This window comes from Christensenella minuta (genome assembly GCF_003628755.1).
Taxonomy (GTDB): Bacteria; Bacillota; Clostridia; order Christensenellales; family Christensenellaceae; genus Christensenella; species Christensenella minuta.
This window is the reverse complement of the sequence record NZ_CP029256.1, coordinates 2620011-2637526: the sequence shown is the minus strand read 5'-3', so window position 1 is coordinate 2637526 and position 17516 is coordinate 2620011. Positions and strand designations below refer to the sequence as shown.

13 protein-coding genes are annotated in these 17516 nt (G+C 55.5%); 5 read left to right on the top strand and 8 right to left on the bottom strand.

Annotated elements, in window-relative coordinates; genetic code table 11:
* Positions 1–69: 69 nt before the first annotated feature.
* The 3 genes from B1H56_RS12560 to B1H56_RS12550 all read left to right on the top strand — a co-directional run bounded on the left by B1H56_RS12560 (position 70) and on the right by B1H56_RS12550 (position 2648).
* The gene (locus B1H56_RS12560; protein ID WP_242862011.1) at positions 70–969 is read left to right on the top strand and encodes a YitT family protein; all 900 of its coding nucleotides are present in this window, start codon (positions 70–72) and stop codon (positions 967–969) included.
* Positions 970–1046: 77 nt separating this feature from the next.
* A complete protein-coding gene (locus B1H56_RS12555; RefSeq protein WP_066521088.1) occupies positions 1047–1757 on the top strand; it encodes an ATP-binding protein in 711 nt (236 codons plus the stop codon).
* 249 nt (positions 1758–2006) lie between these two features.
* Positions 2007–2648: an HdeD family acid-resistance protein gene (locus B1H56_RS12550; protein WP_066521086.1), complete on the top strand. Its 642-nt coding sequence runs from the start codon at positions 2007–2009 to the stop codon at positions 2646–2648.
* Between the two features lie 65 nt (positions 2649–2713).
* Here the strand turns inward: B1H56_RS12550 and B1H56_RS12545 are convergent, their stop codons facing one another.
* From B1H56_RS12545 to B1H56_RS12530, 4 genes are all read right to left on the bottom strand, one after another.
* Positions 2714–3898, bottom strand: coding sequence for a GGDEF domain-containing protein (locus B1H56_RS12545; protein WP_121419010.1), 1185 nt, complete (start codon positions 3896–3898; stop codon positions 2714–2716).
* Entirely contained in the window at positions 3895–6171 is a 2277-nt protein-coding gene (locus B1H56_RS12540; protein WP_066739805.1) for a bifunctional diguanylate cyclase/phosphodiesterase, read from the bottom strand. The genes B1H56_RS12545 and B1H56_RS12540 overlap by 4 nt, the downstream gene beginning before the upstream one ends.
* A 198-nt stretch (positions 6172–6369) precedes the next feature.
* Positions 6370–7101, bottom strand: coding sequence for a nitroreductase family protein (locus tag B1H56_RS12535; RefSeq protein ID WP_066521081.1), 732 nt, complete (start codon positions 7099–7101; stop codon positions 6370–6372).
* A 25-nt stretch (positions 7102–7126) separates the two neighbouring features.
* Positions 7127–8014, bottom strand: coding sequence for an amino acid kinase family protein (locus B1H56_RS12530; RefSeq protein WP_242862012.1), 888 nt, complete (start codon positions 8012–8014; stop codon positions 7127–7129).
* Positions 8015–8154: 140 nt separating this feature from the next.
* Here B1H56_RS12530 and B1H56_RS12525 point away from each other — a divergent pair, with 140 nt between their 5' ends.
* The gene (locus B1H56_RS12525; RefSeq protein WP_066521079.1) at positions 8155–9021 is read left to right on the top strand and encodes an MBL fold metallo-hydrolase; all 867 of its coding nucleotides are present in this window, start codon (positions 8155–8157) and stop codon (positions 9019–9021) included.
* Between the two features lie 130 nt (positions 9022–9151).
* On the opposite strand, the gene B1H56_RS12520 is transcribed toward B1H56_RS12525, so the two are convergent.
* Complete coding sequence (locus B1H56_RS12520) at positions 9152–9649, bottom strand: hypothetical protein (protein WP_066521077.1); 498 nt, start codon at positions 9647–9649, stop codon at positions 9152–9154.
* Between the two features lie 56 nt (positions 9650–9705).
* Here B1H56_RS12520 and B1H56_RS12515 point away from each other — a divergent pair, with 56 nt between their 5' ends.
* Positions 9706–10833 (top strand): sensor histidine kinase, encoded by a 1128-nt coding sequence (locus tag B1H56_RS12515; RefSeq protein WP_066739808.1) that lies wholly within the window; start codon positions 9706–9708, stop codon positions 10831–10833.
* A 186-nt stretch (positions 10834–11019) separates the two neighbouring features.
* Here B1H56_RS12515 and B1H56_RS12510 read toward each other — a convergent pair whose 3' ends face one another.
* From B1H56_RS12510 to ileS, 3 genes are all read right to left on the bottom strand, one after another.
* Positions 11020–11460: an OsmC family protein gene (locus tag B1H56_RS12510; protein WP_066521075.1), complete on the bottom strand. Its 441-nt coding sequence runs from the start codon at positions 11458–11460 to the stop codon at positions 11020–11022.
* 295 nt (positions 11461–11755) lie between these two features.
* Positions 11756–13738 (bottom strand): transketolase, encoded by a 1983-nt coding sequence (gene tkt / locus B1H56_RS12505; RefSeq protein WP_066521072.1) that lies wholly within the window; start codon positions 13736–13738, stop codon positions 11756–11758.
* A gap of 402 nt (positions 13739–14140) precedes the next feature.
* Complete coding sequence (gene ileS, locus B1H56_RS12495) at positions 14141–17251, bottom strand: isoleucine--tRNA ligase (RefSeq protein ID WP_066521068.1); 3111 nt, start codon at positions 17249–17251, stop codon at positions 14141–14143.
* Between the last annotated feature and the right edge of the window lie 265 nt (positions 17252–17516).

Genomic DNA, 17516 nt, shown 5'->3' with positions numbered 1-17516 from the left:
ACCCTTTTCCTGTTTATAGTAAAGGAGTATGATGAGGGCAGATTTGGCTTTGAAATGGAGATGAGGCAAATGGAACTGCGTTCCCGTAAAATAAAAGGTTATGTGACCGATGCCGTGTTGTTTTTGATTGGAAGCCTGCTGTATGCCGCTTCCGTCAACATTTTCACCGCGCCGAACAACATTGCGCCCGGCGGGCTGACAGGCGTGGCGACGATGCTCAATTACGTATTCGGCCTGCCCATCGGTACGATGATCCTGGTGATGAACATTCCCCTTTTTATCCTCGGTTTTTTTGTATTCGGTTTCCAGTTTGTTATCAAGACCGTGATCGCAACGGCGCTTTCCTCCGTGGTAATCGATGCGACGGCGGGCATCATGCCGCAGTATACGGGGCAGCCGCTGATTACCGTGGCGTTCGGCGGCGTGCTTGCGGGCCTCGGGCTGGGGCTGATCCTGATGCGCGGCGGTACCTCGGGCGGCACGGAGCTTGCCGCCAATTTGCTCGCGAAGCGTTTTCCCCATATTTCCATCGGCAAGCTAATCATGGTGCTGGACGTGACCGTGGTGCTCGTCTCTGCCTGGGTTTACAGGGAGTTCGAGAGTCCGCTGTACGCCATCCTCGTCATCTTTATCACCTCCCGCGTGATCGACGCGGTGCTTTATGGCACAAGCCTTGGCACGGGCAAAATGATGTTTATCGTTTCGCCCAAAAACAAGGAGATCGCGCGCGCCATCCTCACCAGGATGGAGCGCGGTGTGACTGAGCTGAAAGCGCGCGGCGGTTACAGCGGCGCGGAAGGCGAGGTGCTGCTGTGCGCAGTACGGCGACAGGAGGTTTACAAAGTCTACGGACTGGTCCACGGGATCGATCCGGATGCGTTCATCATCGTGGGCGACGCGGGCGAGATTACCGGCGAGGGGTTCCGGGAAATCAGCATCCCCGCACAGCGAAAAAAGGCGCGAAAATAATTTTGTTGCAATTGCAACATATTTCCCCTCTGGATTTGATATGATAGAATCATGAAATCAAAGAGGTGGCAATACTTATGAAGCGAAAAATCATTACTATAAACAAAGAAAAATGCAATGGCTGCGGGCTGTGCGCGCAGGCGTGCCACGAAGGTGCGATCGGGATGGTAAACGGCAAGGCGAAGCTGCTGCGCGACGATTACTGCGACGGGCTGGGCGACTGCCTTCCCGTCTGCCCGACGGACGCGATCTCCTTTGAGGAACGCGAGGCGGCGGCATATGACGCGGAGGCCGTTAAAAAAAATATGGAAGCGGGAGCGAAGCCGCTCCCCTGCGGCTGTCCGGGAACGCAGTCTAAGGCAATAGAGCGCGCCCCTCATGCGCAGGGCGCGCCTGCGGCGGCACAGCCCTGCGAGATGGAATCGCAGCTTTCCCAATGGCCCGTTCAGCTTCAGCTCGTCCCGGTGAACGCTCCGTATTTCAAGGGGGCGCATCTTTTAATCGCGGCGGACTGCACGGCGTTTGCGTACGGCAATTTCCACAGCGATTTTATCCGCGGCAGGGTGACGCTGATCGGCTGCCCCAAGCTTGACGAAGCGGACTACGCTGAAAAGCTGACCGAAATCCTGAAGCAGAACGACATCAAAAGCGTATCGATCGTGCGCATGTCCGTCCCGTGCTGCGGCGGCATTGCACAGGCGGCGATGGAGGCGCTCAGGAACTGCGGGAAAATGATTCCGTGGAGCGTCACCATCGTTGATACGGACGGAAGCATCATCGAGCAGTAGGAAACGAAAAGAAGCTTCTTTCCCGCAGCGGAAGGAAGCTTTTTTTGATTCTCCGGCATGATTTTTTGCGGCGGCCGCATGCTGCGGCGCAATGTACAGGAAGCGTTTGCCGCGCAGTATTTCTGTTTCGCACAGGGATAAAATGTTTAATAATTCAATAAGCCGGAAACGATACGTTCGATACCCGGCAGGTATTTTAGGCGGGCATGGCGCTCACAGCGGCACGCTCCGAAAAGAGGAGGAATTATTATGTCTGATGAAACATTCAATGACAACGGCCAGAATTCAAACGAAGAGCCGCCAAAATCCAGGATGAGCCTGAACAATATAGCGCGGCAGGCCACGGGCGGGAATAAAACCGCGGGGGCCGTGATCGCGATCTGCATGGTTGTGATCGGTATCCTGATCTTTGCGGCCCCGTATGCAATGGGGATCGGCATCGGATACTTTGTAACCGCCGGATTCATCGTTTACGGCATTTTTGAGATCATTGCCTATGTGCGTACCCCTGCCGATTACAGGAACGGCTGGACGCTTGCAAACGGAATTATTTTTACGTTGATCGGCGTCCTGATCCTTGTGGAAGCGCTTGGCAGCCCAATCGGCAAGCTGAATATGCTGTCTACATTCTCCTTTATCATCGGGTTCTTCGCCTTGTTCGGCGGTATCACGCAGGTTTCCTCATACGGCGCGTTCAAGAGCGCGGGCGAACCGGGCGCGGGCTGGGTGCTTGCCAGCGGTATCATCAACCTGATCCTTGGCATCCTAATCATCTGCGCGCCCATTACAGGCTGGTTCACGATACAGTGGATCTTTGCGATCTACCTAATCATCGGCGGCGTCGCATTGTTTGCGGAAGCGCTGTCCGGCAAGCTGGCCTGCAGGAAATAATCGATCCGCATAAAACGCCTTTCCCCGTGGGGAAAGGCGTTTTTGTTGCAGCCCTGTTCCTGTCTTTACGGGGCCTGCGGCGGTTTTTCTCCGTTGCCGCGTTCTTTTTTCGCTTTCTTCATACGGTACATCGCCTCGTCTGCGCGCTCGATGACATCCGCAATGCCGGCATCCTCCCCCGGCCGGAACACCGCGCATCCAACCGACAGGCGGACCCGCAGCCCGTTCCGGTCGTAAAAATCCCCTGCCGCTTCTTCGACGCCCCTCACGACCTCCGCGAGCTCTTCCGCGCTGCTTCCGCGGACAAAGGCGGCAAATTCGTCGCCGCCGACCCGGTAGAGCACATCGGGCGGCTTAATGAACCGCTGTGCGAGGCTGCCGCCCGCGCGGATATATTCGTCCCCGGCCGGGTGGCCGAGGGAATCGTTGACCTGCTTGAGGTCGTCGAGGTCGATTATAACGATACCGATCCCCGTTTTATCCGGCAGCGCCTCCAGGTTATTGAGCGCGACATTGAACGCATTTCTGTTGCCAAGCCCCGTCAGCAGGTCCGTATTCGCCATGTCCCGGTAGGCCGGGTTGGAAATACGCTTGAACAGCAGCGCCGCAATGATTCCCGCGACCACGCAACAGACGGCAATGATGGCGGGCGTGGCCATCCCAAGCCAACGGAAGGTCCGGTATTGGTGCTCCGCATCGAATTCAATCCCGACCACACCAATGACTTCCCCATTGCCGGCATCCGAATGTATGGGAAAATAGGAAATGAAAATATTGCCCCACGAGGTGTCCTTAATCTCTTCGGGGAGCACGATCTCGTTTTGGTAGGCCCGTTCGATATCCGGTATGATCTCCGGCTCGATCAGGTCTCCCACACGGCGAAAATCCTCATTTTCCGAGGGCAGGCCGTCAACGAGGTAAATATATTCGCCCGTATCCGCCTGCTTGGCGGTATACAGGTAGCGCACGCCCGTCACGGACTTGATGTTCTCAAACATTTTTTTCAATTCGCGGTATTCTTCATCCCTCATATCGTCTGGAATATTCAGGCTTGAGAAACTCTCCACATTTAAATTTTGTTCCAGGTATTGATAAATCCCCCCGGCACGCTCCTGCAGGCTGTCGATCATGTCGCGGTAGGAAAGCGTATAGTTGACCGCAAAAATCAGCAAGCAGGACAGCACGACCATGACCGCGGTCAGGAGGAACGCCTGCATGGAAACCCGGCTCAGCCTTTTTTGTTTTTTCATGGCTCTCCTTCCCAGTCTTCCCCGGCGGGCCGGCCAAAGGCGAGTTTTTCAAATTCCGTCATGGGGACCGGCTTGGAGAAGACAAAGCCCTGCACCATATTGCAGCGGGCCTGCCGCAGGAATTCCACCTGCGGGATATTTTCCACGCCCTCTGCCACCGTTCCCATTTGGAGCCTCCGCGAAATATCAATTACCCCTTCGATTACCCGCTTTCCACGCTCGCCCATGTCTCCAAGGAAAAAGGCGCGGTCCAGCTTCAATACGTCGACGGGCACGTCTTTGAGCATATTGAGCGACGAATAGCCGCTTCCAAAATCGTCAAGGGAGCAGGTGAAGCCAATCTTGTGAATCTCATCGATGATATGAATGAGCGTCTCCATATTCTCAAATACCAGCGTTTCCGTCAGTTCGATCTCAAGCAGGTCTGCCGGAATATCATATTTTTCCCATACCTCGCGGAAACGCATCAGGAAAGCCGAATCCTTGAGGTGAACGCGGGAAAGGTTGACGGAAATGGGCACGGGCTTCTGCCCTTTGTCAAGCCAGTGGCGCAGCATCCCGCATACCGCTTCAAAGACGTAGAGGTCGAGTTCGACGATATAGCCGTTGCGCTCAAGCACGGGGATAAATTCATTTGGCGGGATCATGCCCTTTTCCGGATCGTCCCAGCGCACAAGGGCTTCCGCACCAGCGATGGTATCGTGCTCCAGCTCGTATTTAGGCTGCAGGTAAACGACAAATTCATGGTTTTCCAGCGCCCGTTCCATTTTGTCGGTGATCTCCTTTTCCCGTACCATGCGGATGCGCTCCACATCGGAATAAAAGACCCGCGAAACCAGTTTTCCGCTGTTCGTTTTGTTGCTTTTCCTCGCGACGCCCGCGCGGTCCTGGATCACGATCATGCTGAGCGCGGGATCGTCCACGATATAAACGCCCTGTACGACGGGAAGAATATATTTGCTTTTTTCTTTTAAATTGAATCCATTGATTTTTTCCGCGATGCGGTCAAGGCGCATACCCAGCTCTTCAGCCGGGGCGTTTTTCAGCAGCAGGCTGAACGTATCGCCCGAAATACGCGCGGACAGTTCCCCGTGCCGGATCTCATGTTCCAGCACCTGGGCAATATACCGAAGGGTACGGTCCCCTGCCTTGCTGCCAAAGGAATCGTTAATCAGCTTGAATTTTTGGATATCAAGCGAAACCATCGCATAGACGTTCGGATCCGCCGCGCGGATCAGTTTTTCCGCTTCCATTTCAAACTTCAGCCTGCTCATGCCGCCTGTCACCGGATCGACAAACGCGAGGGTTTCCAGCCGCTCGTTGCTTTTCCGGTAGTTACGGTAAAGCAGGAACAGCACCACAATGAAAAGCGCGATCATCACGCAGGAAATTGCGATTGCGAAATCGATGGTCACTTGAGTCTGCGCGCTAACGACAGAGAGCGGAACGATGGAAAACAGGTACCAATCGGGCACAGCGAGGGATATATAATTGGCTATCCGCGTAACGCCGTCGTTTCGGTTATCGAAGCGGAATGTTCCCCTTTCGTTCGCCGCCATCGCCTCGCGGACCTGCCCGATTGTTTTTCCTCCCTCAAGCGTTCCGTTGTTTTCGATCATCGTAAAATGGTTGTCGTACCCTTTGACGGCATTTTTGTTGTCCGACTGTACGACATAATTTCCATCATAATCGACGATCTGTGAAAATCCCTCTCCGCCGAAGCTCTCCACGTCCAGGAAGCTTTTCAGCGTTTCAACGGAACTGGTTCCCGCAAGAACGCCGGCAACGGAGTCGTCGTTCTCGTAGACCGGCACTGAATAAAAGACCGACGTTTTCCCGTCTGCCGCAACAAATACATCCGAAACATTTTCCTCTCCCCGCATCGCTTTCCGAATCCCTTCGTTCGACGTATCGATGCTTTCCCCATCGCTTGCATAACCGTTCCCTTCAGGATCGATAAATGTGATGCGTGAAAAATTGTTTTCTTCTCCTACGACCTGTAAATAGCTTTGCATTTCCTCCTCGCTGTCAAACAAATGGAGCGAACGCGCTGTGGTACGGAGCGTCTGGAACCCATTTTCTACGCGCTCGTTAATCATGGCGGCAATATGTTCGGATATCTCTCCCAGGTATTCGTCGGCTTCCTGATTCATAGCATTCTTCAGTGAAGCGATAAAGAAAACGTTCAGGCACACGACAGCCGCGGCGATCGCAAGCAGTCCCGCAATCAGATATTTCAGGTTTTTCAGGTTGATCGAACGATCAATAGTCATAGCAGAATACTTCCTTGGTATAAATTTTTTTATTTTTTCACAATATAATACATTCTTTATATTGTATTATATCTTTTTTATTGTACCGTTTCTGCCGCACAGATTCAACCGGAAAGCCCGATTATATCCTCTCTGCCAAATTTAGCGGGCAGTAAAAAGCCGTACCGATGACCGGTACGGCCCCCTGCGGCAGGCGCGTCACGCCTTGTCCGTAATTTCTGCCGCCGCCATAAAAATATGTTTTTCCGGGACGGGCTGTTTTTCAAACGAGAACGAGACCTCCTTGCCCTGGTGGAGGAGAGCAAGCATCAGGCAGCAAAGCGCGATACCCGTATCGACCTGGTTCAGCTTATCGAGCATCAGGGATTTCTTTCGGCTGACAATTACGCGCCCGGCGCTGCCGCTGAAAAACCACGGCTGCTTGTTTATTGCGGATGGGGCGAGGCGCACCGCTTCAAGCACATGGTAAAGGTCCGTTACGTCCGAAATCTCGTTGAGGCTCTTACGGTTGAACTGTTCCGCGCCTTCACGGTGCATGGGCTGCGCGGGCGTACCGAAGCACAGCGTGGCCGCCCATTCCATCCCAGCCGGGGGCGCAGCCTTGCCTTTATCCGGCTTCGTCATCCCGAGCCAGCACGCGCCGATGTTACTCGCGGAAAGGTAGAGATCGACCTGCTCCATCATAAAGCCGGCGTTCATCCGCCAGCCGTCCTTTTTCTCGGAATACAGGCACACGGCGTGCGGCGCGTTTATCTTGATGCCGCCGGACAGCATCAGCTTCACTTCCGTCCGGATATCCGGGACCAGCGGCTTCAGCCCGCGGATAAACGCATCGAGGTCCGCAATGGCCTGATCGGTGAGCGGGGCGCTGTCGTACTTTCGTACCGAGCGCCGATGGAAAATGGCATCGTATAACGTTTCGTTATCCATAATATTCCCCTTTAATATTCCCCTTTTATTTTATATGCAGCAGCGTCCGCTTCACATTTCCCTTGATGATATCGGAAAGCTTATGCCGCGCGTGCGCAATGATGACCGTTGTGCCGCTTCTAAGCGGGCCTTTGGCGAACTGGAGCTTCGCTTTGGCGCCGTTCGCCCCCTGCCGGGACGCGCCGCTGCAGTTTGCCATCATCTCGTCGATCTTTTGCTCTACTTCCTCGTAGGTATCACCCACGACTTCCTCGATCAGCGTGGAGGGGTCGCCGGCATCGGCATAAATACCGTCCACGCTTGTGAGCAGCACAAGAATGCGCGCATTCACGAGCCGGGCGATCACCGCGGCCGTTTCGTCGTTGTCCACACATTCCACGACATGATCGGTTTTGCGTTTCAGGTCGCGGAGCTCAAGATGCATATTCTCCGTATCGGAAACCGCGTCGTTATAATTCACGATCGGGATGGCGTTCTGGTTGGCTGCGGAAAAAAGCAGGTTGCGGATATGGTTCACTTTGCGCTCGTCATTGAAATGGCTATGCTCCACCAGAACTTGCCGCACCGAATATTTGGGGTTTATGAACTGACGGTACATTTCCATCAGGATTGGCTGTCCCTGAGCGGAATAGGCCGTTTTGATCGCGGCGAGGTTCCCCTTAAGCTCGCGTCCGCCGTTGCGTTTCATGTAATCGATGCGGCCGATCTCCGTCGCGCCCGACGAAACGAGGATATAGCCCGGTTTCAGGCTTGCGGCCAGCCGCGAAAAAATATTATAATCGATGTCGTTGTCTTCCTTGCGGATGAGAGCCATGGAGCCGATTTTTACAACCACATCAAAGTTAATCAGTTCCGTATCGTCCGGATTCACCGGGAAATTGGAGAAACTCCCCCGCAGCTTCTGTTCTGCCATGTTCATCTGTCCTTTTCAATAAAAATCAAATCAAACTAAATATACAACATTTCTGTGATAAGTACAATAGCGGCCTTGCACGGGGCGCGGTCTTTACAGTACAATAAAGAACGAATATCCACACGCCAAAGGAGGACAGGATGTACACCATTACAAACGTCGGCGGCACGCCCGGGGGAGAGGCTTTTTTGCTGGTAACGGAAGAGAAGGCCGCGCTGATCGATTCGGGGTTTGCCTGCAGCGCCGGGCGCATGGTCGCCAATATCAAAGATATTTTGCAGGACCGGCCTCTCGATTATGTGCTGCTCACCCATTCCCATTACGATCACGCCTCGGGCAGCGCGTATGTACAGGACGCATGGCCGGATGCGCGGGTCGCAGGCAGCGTATACGCAAAAAAAATCCTCGAAAAGCCGTCTGCGCGGGCGGTGATACGGGAGATGAACGACAACGCGGCGCTCCTCGCGGGCATCAGCGAATACGAGGACCGGACCGACCGGCTCCATATTGACATTGCCGTATCCGAGGGCGATGTGATCGGCCTTGGCACCATGAAGCTGCGGGTAATTCCCGCGCCCGGGCACACAAAATGCTGTACCGCCTTCTGGTGTGAGGAGGAAAAGCTGCTGCTTTCATGCGAGACGCTGGGCGTTCCAGCAGGCGGCGGCATGGTGATGCCCTGCTACATGGTGGGCTATGGGCTCGCGATGCAGTCGGTGGAAAGGCTCGCCGCGCTGGGCGCGGAAAAAATCCTTACGCCGCACCGCGGCCTGCTCGAGGGGGAAGCGTGCACGGCATTTATTGAAAACGCCGTCTATTGGAACAAGGAATTCATGCGCCGGGCGCGGGAAGGCAGGCGCGCCGGGAAAAACGAGGCGGAGCTTGCGCGGGAATTCAAGGAATTGTTCTACACGCCCTTCATGGCGGAGGTCCAGCCCGAAAAAGCGTTCGACCTGAACCTTGGTTATACGATCCCCATGCTGATCCGTGAAATAGACGGGGAATAGAAACAACGCCCCGAACCACAGAGGCCCATAAGGAAAGCAAACAGGAATAAGGCGGAACCGGCGTGACTTGCGCCGGTTCCGCCTTGGTTGAGGGCATCCCGCCCAACTTGTAGCGGGATGCGGATTTTGCTCACATAGGTGAATGCCCCGGGCGCGAAAGAGCGTTTAGCGCGGCGGCCACGGCGATCCCCGCCGCGATCACGGCAAGTGCCGCACAGAAAAAAATGCTGCTGCCGCCGGTATAGCTTCCGGCATACTCCGTAATATCCTGTCCAAACAACTGCTTCTGGTCGAGGGTCAGCGCGTTCGGAATAGAAGGGATGTCGCTGCGCGAGGAAATCACATACCAGCCGTTGACCGGATCTTTGTCATTTTGCGTAATGCTGTTTCCGTTCAGGGTATAATCGAACGCAAGCTCATAGCCAGTGCCCGGTTTCTCGATGACGAAGGCGTTTTCCGTTTCATCGCCCTTGGCGCGTATGACGACGCCCTGCGTCGTGTCCGTCGGGAGGTTTCTGATATTGCTGATGGCAATGCTGAAATTCTGCGTGACCGGGCTGCGGATCCCCATACCAAAGCTTATTTTGTACGCCTTGCTTGCCGGCTGCGCCACCGGCGCGGTCCACACGATTCTGGCAGCCTTAACGCCGGAATTGGTTTCAGGCCCCCCTTACACTGCTTTTGATGCTTGCGGCCGGCTTTTTCCTGCTGCGTGCGAAGACGTGCGAACCGGCCGGAAAGCTGCTGTTTTTCCTGTACCTTGCGGTCCAGGTACAGTTCATTTGTCACAACGTGACCTTCTATATCTATAATATCTGGTTCGCCGGCATGCTGCAGTGGGATTATACATGGGGAGACATCCTCGGGTACGGTCTTCTGATGCTGCTTTTAACGCCATTGTTCGCCTGGGCCAGCAGACGCATTTACCTGAGGCTGCGCACGATAAACTCCCGGCAGTATATGCGGCTTTGGCTGATCCCGCTGCTCTTTATACTGCTTCATATCCTGCAATCAAGCTTTTTTACGATTTCGAGATATGCCTATGTTGCGGTTGGCATAAGAATCATGATCGATGTGTGCGCGTTTATCACCTATTCCCAGATGGCTTCCGCCATCTCAAGCGCAGCCAAGGCCGCCCGGGAGGCCGAGCAGCGCGACGGACTCGTTCGCCAGCTCGATCTGCAGCGTGCGCGGGCGGAGGATCTTGAGAGCCACGCCGGGGAAATCCGCCGTATCCGGCACGACCGCAGGCAGCATGCGCAGGTAGTGCTCGGCCTTTTGAACCAGGGAAAAACGGACGAAGCGCGTTCCTATATGAAAGATTACGCGGACAGTATGGAGGCGGACACGCAGCCGCCCCTCTGCGGGAATTTTGTGGCCGACGCCTTATGCCGCCGCTATGAAACGCTGGCCCGGCAGGCGGGGATCGACGTAGAACTCGTGGCGGCGCTTCCGGAAGACTCCGGAGCCCGCGGCAGCGATTTGGCGGTGATTCTCGGCAACCTATGGGAAAACGCGGCCGCCGCCCTTCGGGCGGAAGAAAAGCGGCGATATATCCGCCTGCAAATTGAGGACGGCGACGGAAGAATCCTGATCCGCATGGAAAACAGCTACGGCGGCGAGATCGGTGTGGAAGAAGGGCGGTTCCTGTCTACAAAGCCTGGCAGGAACAATGCCGAGGGAATAGGCATCGCCAGCGTCAGGGCCGTAGCGGCCCGCTATGGCGGCATGGCTGATTTTACGTATACAGGCGATACATTCACAGCATCTGTGTTGCTTTACACAGGAGAAAGGATTCATAAGAGCCAGTAGGAGCGCCCCGCGCCCTGACGACGCTGGAAAACGACGGTGGCAGGAGGCTTGCAGACGCGAAAAAACTCTATGTGACGATGACTCATCACATAGAGTTTTCCATTTTCCGTTCACTCGGCGCAAATCAATACTTTTTCGTTGCTTTTATAGCTCGCTACCTAATAGACGGGGCAGTTTTTTATGTTGTCACTCCACCACGACGCCCGAGCGCACCAGCTTCACGCCGTTTTGCAGGCAATCTCCTACCGGACAGCGGCTTTCGATAAAGTCCGCGAATCTCTCCGCTTCCTCCTGGCTCGCATCCGTTTTCATGTGCATCTTGAACCTGATCTCCTGGAAGCCGTTCCGCACGGGCGCTTTGCCCTGGAAGCCGTCCGGATCAAGGTCTCCTTCCAGCTCCACGAAAAAATCGTCGAGCTTTATGCCCTGCGCGCGCGCGAACGCAGCCGCACAGATCGCCTGGCACGCGCCGAGCGCGCACAGCACGTCTTCCACCGGGTTGAGGCTTGCGTCCGTACCGCCGAGGTCTTTCGGTTCGTCCATCAGAACCTTGAATCCGCGCGACTGCGTTTCCACCTGCAAACCTTCCGGTAATTTTTTTGCCGTTGCTTTAAATGTTGTCAACATGGTAAATCCCCTTCTTTCTTTTAGCCATATAAGAGTTTTACAGCATTTGATGGCCATCAGGAATGCTGCATGCCTGCGCGGTAAGGAATCCTCAGGCCTTTAACCGGGCAACTCTTTACCGCATCCGCAATAACCGTTCCTTTACCTTATTAATAAGGTGCAGGAAATTTTTGAAACAGGATTCCTCAAAAAAGGCCGGAGAAGGTTCCCGGATTTTCCCATGTCCTGCGGCGAAACGGCAAAAAGAGGCCCGGGGCAGTTGCTCCCGGGCCTCTTTGCCGGACACTGTTTTACGTTATTTTCCGAGAACTTCCTTCGCTTTATCCACGACCGCCTGTGTCGTGAAGCCAAACTTCTCGAACAGCACGCCCGCCGGAGCGGATGCGCCGAAGTGGTCGATGGTCACATAGCCGCCGTCGAGACCGACATATTTCGCCCAGCCAAAGGACGTGCCCGCCTCCACGGCAACCCTTGCGCGGACCGCACCCGGAAGCACGCTCTCTTTATATGCGGCATCCTGTTCCTCGAACAGGTCCATGCAGGGCATGGAGACCACGCGCGCGGATACGCCGTCTTTCTTGAGCTCTTCCGCAGCGTTCATGCAAAGTTCCACCTCGCTGCCCGTGCCGATCAGGATCACATCCGGAGTCCCGCCGCCATCCTTTAAGATGTAAGCGCCGCGCAGAGCGCCCTCGCCCGTCTCTTTCATAAGCGGAAGGTTCTGGCGGGAAAGCGCGACTGCCGCGGGCGCGTTCTTCGTCATTGCAGCCTTATAGGCCGCGGCCGTTTCGTGCCCGTCCGCGGGACGCCACATATACACGCCCGGCGTTGCACGCAGCGCCGCGAGATGCTCGATCGGCTCGTGCGTCGCGCCGTCTTCGCCTACGCCGATGGAATCGTGCGACAGCACATAGGTGACCGGGAGCTTCATCAGCGCGGACATGCGGATCGCGCTCTTCATATAATCGCTGAATACGAGGAAGGTCGCGCAGTAGGGGCGGACGCCGCCGTGCAGCATCATGCCGTTGCACATCGCCGCCATCGCGAATTCGCGGATGCCGAAGTGTACGTTCGTGCCCGTGCGGTCCTGCGGCGAGAACCACGCGCGCTCCTTCATGGTGGATTTGTTCGCCGGGCCGAGGTCCGCGCTGCCGCCCATGAGGTTCGGAAGCTTCGCCGCAAGGCGGTTGATGATTACGTTCGAGCAATCCCTCGTCGCCATCGGTTTATCTTCAAAATCCCAATATGCGTCGTCGAATATATCTTCCGAAACGGGCAAGTGATAGGCCTTATACTGCGCCGCGAGTTCCGGATATTCCTTTTCGTATTTTGCAAACAGGTCTTTCCACTGCGCTTCCTCCGCGGAATAGACTTCCTGAAGCTCCGCGATGTGCTTTTTCACCTCTTCCGGAACCACGAAGGCTTCTTCGTACTCCCAGCCGAGGTTCTTCTTCATCGCGTCGATATTATCCTGGCCGAGCGGCGAACCGTGGCTCGATTCGCTGCCCTGCTTTGCCGGGCAGCCGTATGCGATGGCCGTCTTGACGATGATGAGGGACGGCCTTTCCTTCTCTTCCTTGGCTTCTTCGATCGCGGCGGCGATGGCTTTCATATCCTCGTTGCCGTCCTCTACCTCGAGCACCTGCCAGCCATAGGCTTTATAGCGCTTTTTCACATCTTCGTCGAAGGCGCAGTCGATGTTGCCCTCGATGGTGATATCGTTCTTATCGTACAGCACGATGAGTTTCCCGAGCTTCTGCGTGCCCGCAAAGGAGCTTGCCTCGCCGGAAACGCCTTCCTGCAGGCAGCCGTCGCCCGTTAAGGCATAGGTGTAGTGGTCCACCACATTATAGCCCGGCTTGTTGAATTCCGCCGCAAGGTGCGCTTCCGCCATCGCGAAGCCGACCGCCATCGCGATGCCCTGGCCGAGCGGGCCGGAGGTCGCTTCCACGCCGTCCGTCAGGCCATATTCCGGGTGGCCCGGCGTTACCGATTCCCACTGGCGGAAGTTTTTGATATCTTCCATCGAAACCTGATAGCCGAACATATGCAGCAGGGAATACAGCAGCATGGACGCGTGCCCCGCGCTGAGGATAAAACGGTCACGGTTTTCCCATTTGGGGTCTTTCGGGTTATGCTTTAAGTACTTGGACCACAGCGTATACGCCATGGGAGCGGAACCGAGCGGCAGGCCCGGATGGCCGCTGTTTGCTTTCTGGATCGCTTCGGCCGAAAGTACGCGGATGGTATTGACGGCAAGCTTATCGATTTTACTCATATTGATTGAATCCTCCTGTGAAATTTTTACAATGAAAGTCAAGCTTCAAAAACACTTTCATTATATCGGATTTATGGGGGTATTTCAACAGGAAAAGCCGATCTATTCTATCTTTGGATGTTATAAATTAACATATTTTGTAACTATTTGTTCAAAACAGCCCCGCATGAACATGCGGGGCTGTTGAGGTTCACTTTATTTTGATTTCTCTGTGCTTGACTTCAAATTCTGCGATATGCCTTTTGATGAGCTGGATGATTTCCATATTTGCGGAACGGCCTTCATAATCCGCGACACAGCGCAGTTCATCGAATAGATCTCAAGACAAGCGGAGCGTGTAGGCAGACAGGCCTCTTTATCATTCATGGGAAACAAATATCCACCTGAAAACAGGCGTGCGCCTTACGCCTTTTTCACGCCCAGCGTGACCTTTTCCCCGTTGATGTTCCATTCCTTTTCATAGCCCTCGGCGACACCGTACTGCACCCCCTGCGCAAGGACTTCGCTCAAAATCCGGTCTTCATTATTTTCCATGACCGCCGTGATCTTGTCGTTGCCTTTCGCGTAGAGCTCGATCTTGTCCGTCACCTCGAAGCCCGCTTCCTTGCGCATCGTCTGCACTTTGGAGATGATTTCACGTACGTTGCCCTCCTCGATCAGCTCGGGCGTCAGCGTCGTATCGATAATCACTGCGAAATCTCCGCTTGTTTCGGCGACAAAGCCCTCGCGCTGCGCGGGCTCGACCAATACGTCCTCTTCCTGAAGGGACACTTTGCTGCCGTCCACCTCAAACTCATAGGCCGCTCCGCCCCGGACCGTGCTGACCACGAGCATGCCGTCCGCCTGCGCGAGATGCGCGCGGATACCGCCCAGCAGCTTGCCGTATTTCGGCCCCAGCGTGCGCATCTGCGGCTTGACGTTGTAGGTGATGTATTCCGCCGCGGCCGCGCCGAGCTCGACCTCTTTTGCGTTCAGCTCCCCGCGGATGACGGAAAGGAACGTTTCATCAAGATGGTCGATGCCCGAAACGAATATTTTCGCGATGGGCTGACGGTTTTTGATGTTCGCCGTGTTGCGGCACGCGCGTCCGAGATTGACCACGTTCAGCACCGCATCCATGTCGCGCTCCAGCTTCGTATCGATGAGCGCTTCGTCCGCCTGCGGCCATTTCGTCAGGTGTACGGACAGCGGCGCGTTTTTGCCGTTCGTGCGCACAAGGTTTTGATAGATGCTCTCCGTCATGAACGGCGTGAAGGGCGCGAGCAGGCGTGTGAGCGTCTCAAGCACCGTATACAGCGTCATATAGGCGTCGATCTTATCCTGCTCCATCCCGCTGCCCCAGAAACGGTCGCGCGAGCGGCGCACATACCAGTTGGAAAGCTCATCCACAAACTGGCTTAAGCTGCGCGACGGCTCTATGATACGGTAATGGTCGAGGTCGTCCGTCACGGAGCGCACCAGCGAATGGAGGCGGGACAGCACCCACTTATCCATAATATTCGTGGGCTTCAATTCGTATTTCGTTGGGTCGAACCCGTCTATATCCGCATACAGGATATAGAATGCGTAGGTGTTCCACAGCGTGCCCATGAATTTGCGCTGCATCTCGCTCACCGCTTCGTCATAGAAGCGCGAGGGCAGCCACGGCGCGCTTGCCGAGTAGAAATACCACCGCACCGCGTCCGCGCCCTGCTTATCGAGCACGCTCCACGGGTCGACGACGTTGCCCTTATGCTTGCTCATCTTCTGGCCGTCCTTATCCTGCACATGGCCGAGCACGATACAGTTTTCAAAGGGCGCTTTATCGAAGATCAGCGTGCCGATGGCAAGCAGCGTATAGAACCAGCCGCGCGTCTGGTCTACCGCTTCGCTGATAAAGTTCGCCGGGAAATGGCTCTCGAATTCCTCTTTGTGCTCAAAGGGATAGTGCCACTGCGCGAAGGGCATGGAGCCGCTGTCGTACCAGCAGTCGATGACCTCGGGGACCCGGTGCATGCTGCCCCCGCACTCCGGGCATTTGAGCGTGATGGGGTCGAGGAAGGGCTTGTGCAGCTCGATATCCTCCGGAACGTCCGTCTCCGCCATTTCGCGCAGCTCGGACCGCGAGCCGACCACGTGCACATGGCCGCAGCCGCACGTCCACACCGGAAGCGGCGTCCCCCAATAGCGCTCGCGCGAGATGCCCCAGTCTATGACGTTTTCGAGGAAGTTGCCCATGCGTCCGTTTTTGATGTTTTCGGGCAGCCAATTTACGCTGGCGTTGTTTTTCAGAAGGTTATCCCGCAGCTCCGTCATTTTGATAAACCATGTGGAGCGCGCGTAATAAATGAGGGGCGTATCGCACCGCCAGCAGAACGGATAGCTGTGCTCGTACGGCACCTCGGCAAAGAGCAGGCCGCATTCCCTTAAATCTTCGATAATCAGCTTGTCCGCCTTTTTCACGAACACGCCCGGCCACTTGGTTTCCCCAGACATCGTGCCGTCCGGCTTCACGAGCTGGACGAACGGGAGGCCGTATTTGCGGCCGACGTTCGCATCGTCTTCCCCAAACGCGGGGGCGATGTGGACGATGCCGCTGCCGTCCGTTAGGGTGACGTAGGTATCGCATGTGATATACCACGCTTTTTGATCCGGATGGACAAAATCGAACAGCGGCTCATATTCCTTAAATTCAAGCTCCTTGCCCGTGAATTTGCGGACGATATGCGCGTCCTCGCCCAGAAGCTTTTCGCACAGCGCTTTCGCGAGGTAGTATTGGTCACCGTTTTTATCCTGCGCGAGCACGTATTCCTCATTTGGATTCACGCACAGCGCGACGTTTGAGGGCAGCGTCCACGGCGTCGTCGTCCACGCAAGGAAATACGCGTCCTCGCCCTTCACTTTGAAGCGCACGAAGATGGACGTTTCCTTGACGTCCTTATAGCCCTGCGCGACCTCGTGCGAGGAAAGCGCCGTCCCGCAGCGCGGGCAATAGGGCACGATCTTATGGCCCTTATAGAGCAGGCCCTTTTTGTGGATCTCCTTTAAGGACCACCACACGGACTCGATATAGTCGTTTTCATAGGTGACGTATGGGTCGTCCATATCCGCCCAATAGCCGACGCGGTCGGACATTTTTTCCCACTCGCCCTTATATTTCCACACGGATTCCTTGCATTTCTGGATGAACGGCTCCACGCCGTATTCCTCGATCTGCTCTTTTCCGTCGAGGCCGAGCAGCTTTTCCACCTCGAGCTCCACCGGAAGCCCGTGCGTATCCCAGCCTGCCTTCCGGAGCACGTTATAGCCCTGCATGGTCTTATAGCGCGGGATCAGGTCTTTGATGCAGCGCGTCAGGATATGGCCGATGTGCGGCTTTCCGTTCGCCGTCGGCGGGCCGTCGTAAAAGGTGAATTTCGGGCCGTCCTCGTTTTCCTTCATGCTCTGCTCGAATATCTTGTTTTCGTGCCAGAAATCAAGCACCTCGAGCTCGCGCTCCCCGAATTTCAAATCCGTCAAAACTTTTTTGTACATTGTTATCTCCCTTCGGCCGATTACAAATTTTTATTCTGCGGCTGCCCGCTTGCTTTGGGGACCGGCCGGCGCGAACCGCAGGATCGCTCCGCCCGGTATCAAAATAAAAAAGCCTTCCTCCCTATCAGGACGAAAGCTCGCGGTACCACCTGAATTTCCCGTGTGCGCAGCCGCGCTTTGGGACACTCGTTTCCGCTGTAACGCGCGGAGCGCGCGGCGCATATATGGACGCGTGATAATTTTAAAAAGCGTTGCCGCGGGTCTT

Excerpts from the sequence above, each read along its gene's own strand:
- B1H56_RS12560 (WP_242862011.1), top strand. The coding sequence starts at position 70 with ATGGAACTGCGTTCCCGTAAAATAAAAGGTTATGTGACCGATGCCGTG.
- B1H56_RS12555 (WP_066521088.1), top strand. The coding sequence starts at position 1,047 with ATGAAGCGAAAAATCATTACTATAAACAAAGAAAAATGCAATGGCTGC.
- B1H56_RS12550 (WP_066521086.1), top strand. The coding sequence starts at position 2,007 with ATGTCTGATGAAACATTCAATGACAACGGCCAGAATTCAAACGAAGAG.
- B1H56_RS12545 (WP_121419010.1), bottom strand. The coding sequence starts at position 3,898 with ATGAAAAAACAAAAAAGGCTGAGCCGGGTTTCCATGCAGGCGTTCCTC.
- B1H56_RS12540 (WP_066739805.1), bottom strand. The coding sequence starts at position 6,171 with ATGACTATTGATCGTTCGATCAACCTGAAAAACCTGAAATATCTGATT.
- B1H56_RS12535 (WP_066521081.1), bottom strand. The coding sequence starts at position 7,101 with ATGGATAACGAAACGTTATACGATGCCATTTTCCATCGGCGCTCGGTA.
- B1H56_RS12530 (WP_242862012.1), bottom strand. The coding sequence starts at position 8,014 with ATGGCAGAACAGAAGCTGCGGGGGAGTTTCTCCAATTTCCCGGTGAAT.
- B1H56_RS12525 (WP_066521079.1), top strand. The coding sequence starts at position 8,155 with ATGTACACCATTACAAACGTCGGCGGCACGCCCGGGGGAGAGGCTTTT.
- B1H56_RS12515 (WP_066739808.1), top strand. The coding sequence starts at position 9,706 with ATGCTTGCGGCCGGCTTTTTCCTGCTGCGTGCGAAGACGTGCGAACCG.
- B1H56_RS12510 (WP_066521075.1), bottom strand. The coding sequence starts at position 11,460 with ATGTTGACAACATTTAAAGCAACGGCAAAAAAATTACCGGAAGGTTTG.
- tkt (WP_066521072.1), bottom strand. The coding sequence starts at position 13,738 with ATGAGTAAAATCGATAAGCTTGCCGTCAATACCATCCGCGTACTTTCG.
- ileS (WP_066521068.1), bottom strand. The coding sequence starts at position 17,251 with ATGTACAAAAAAGTTTTGACGGATTTGAAATTCGGGGAGCGCGAGCTC.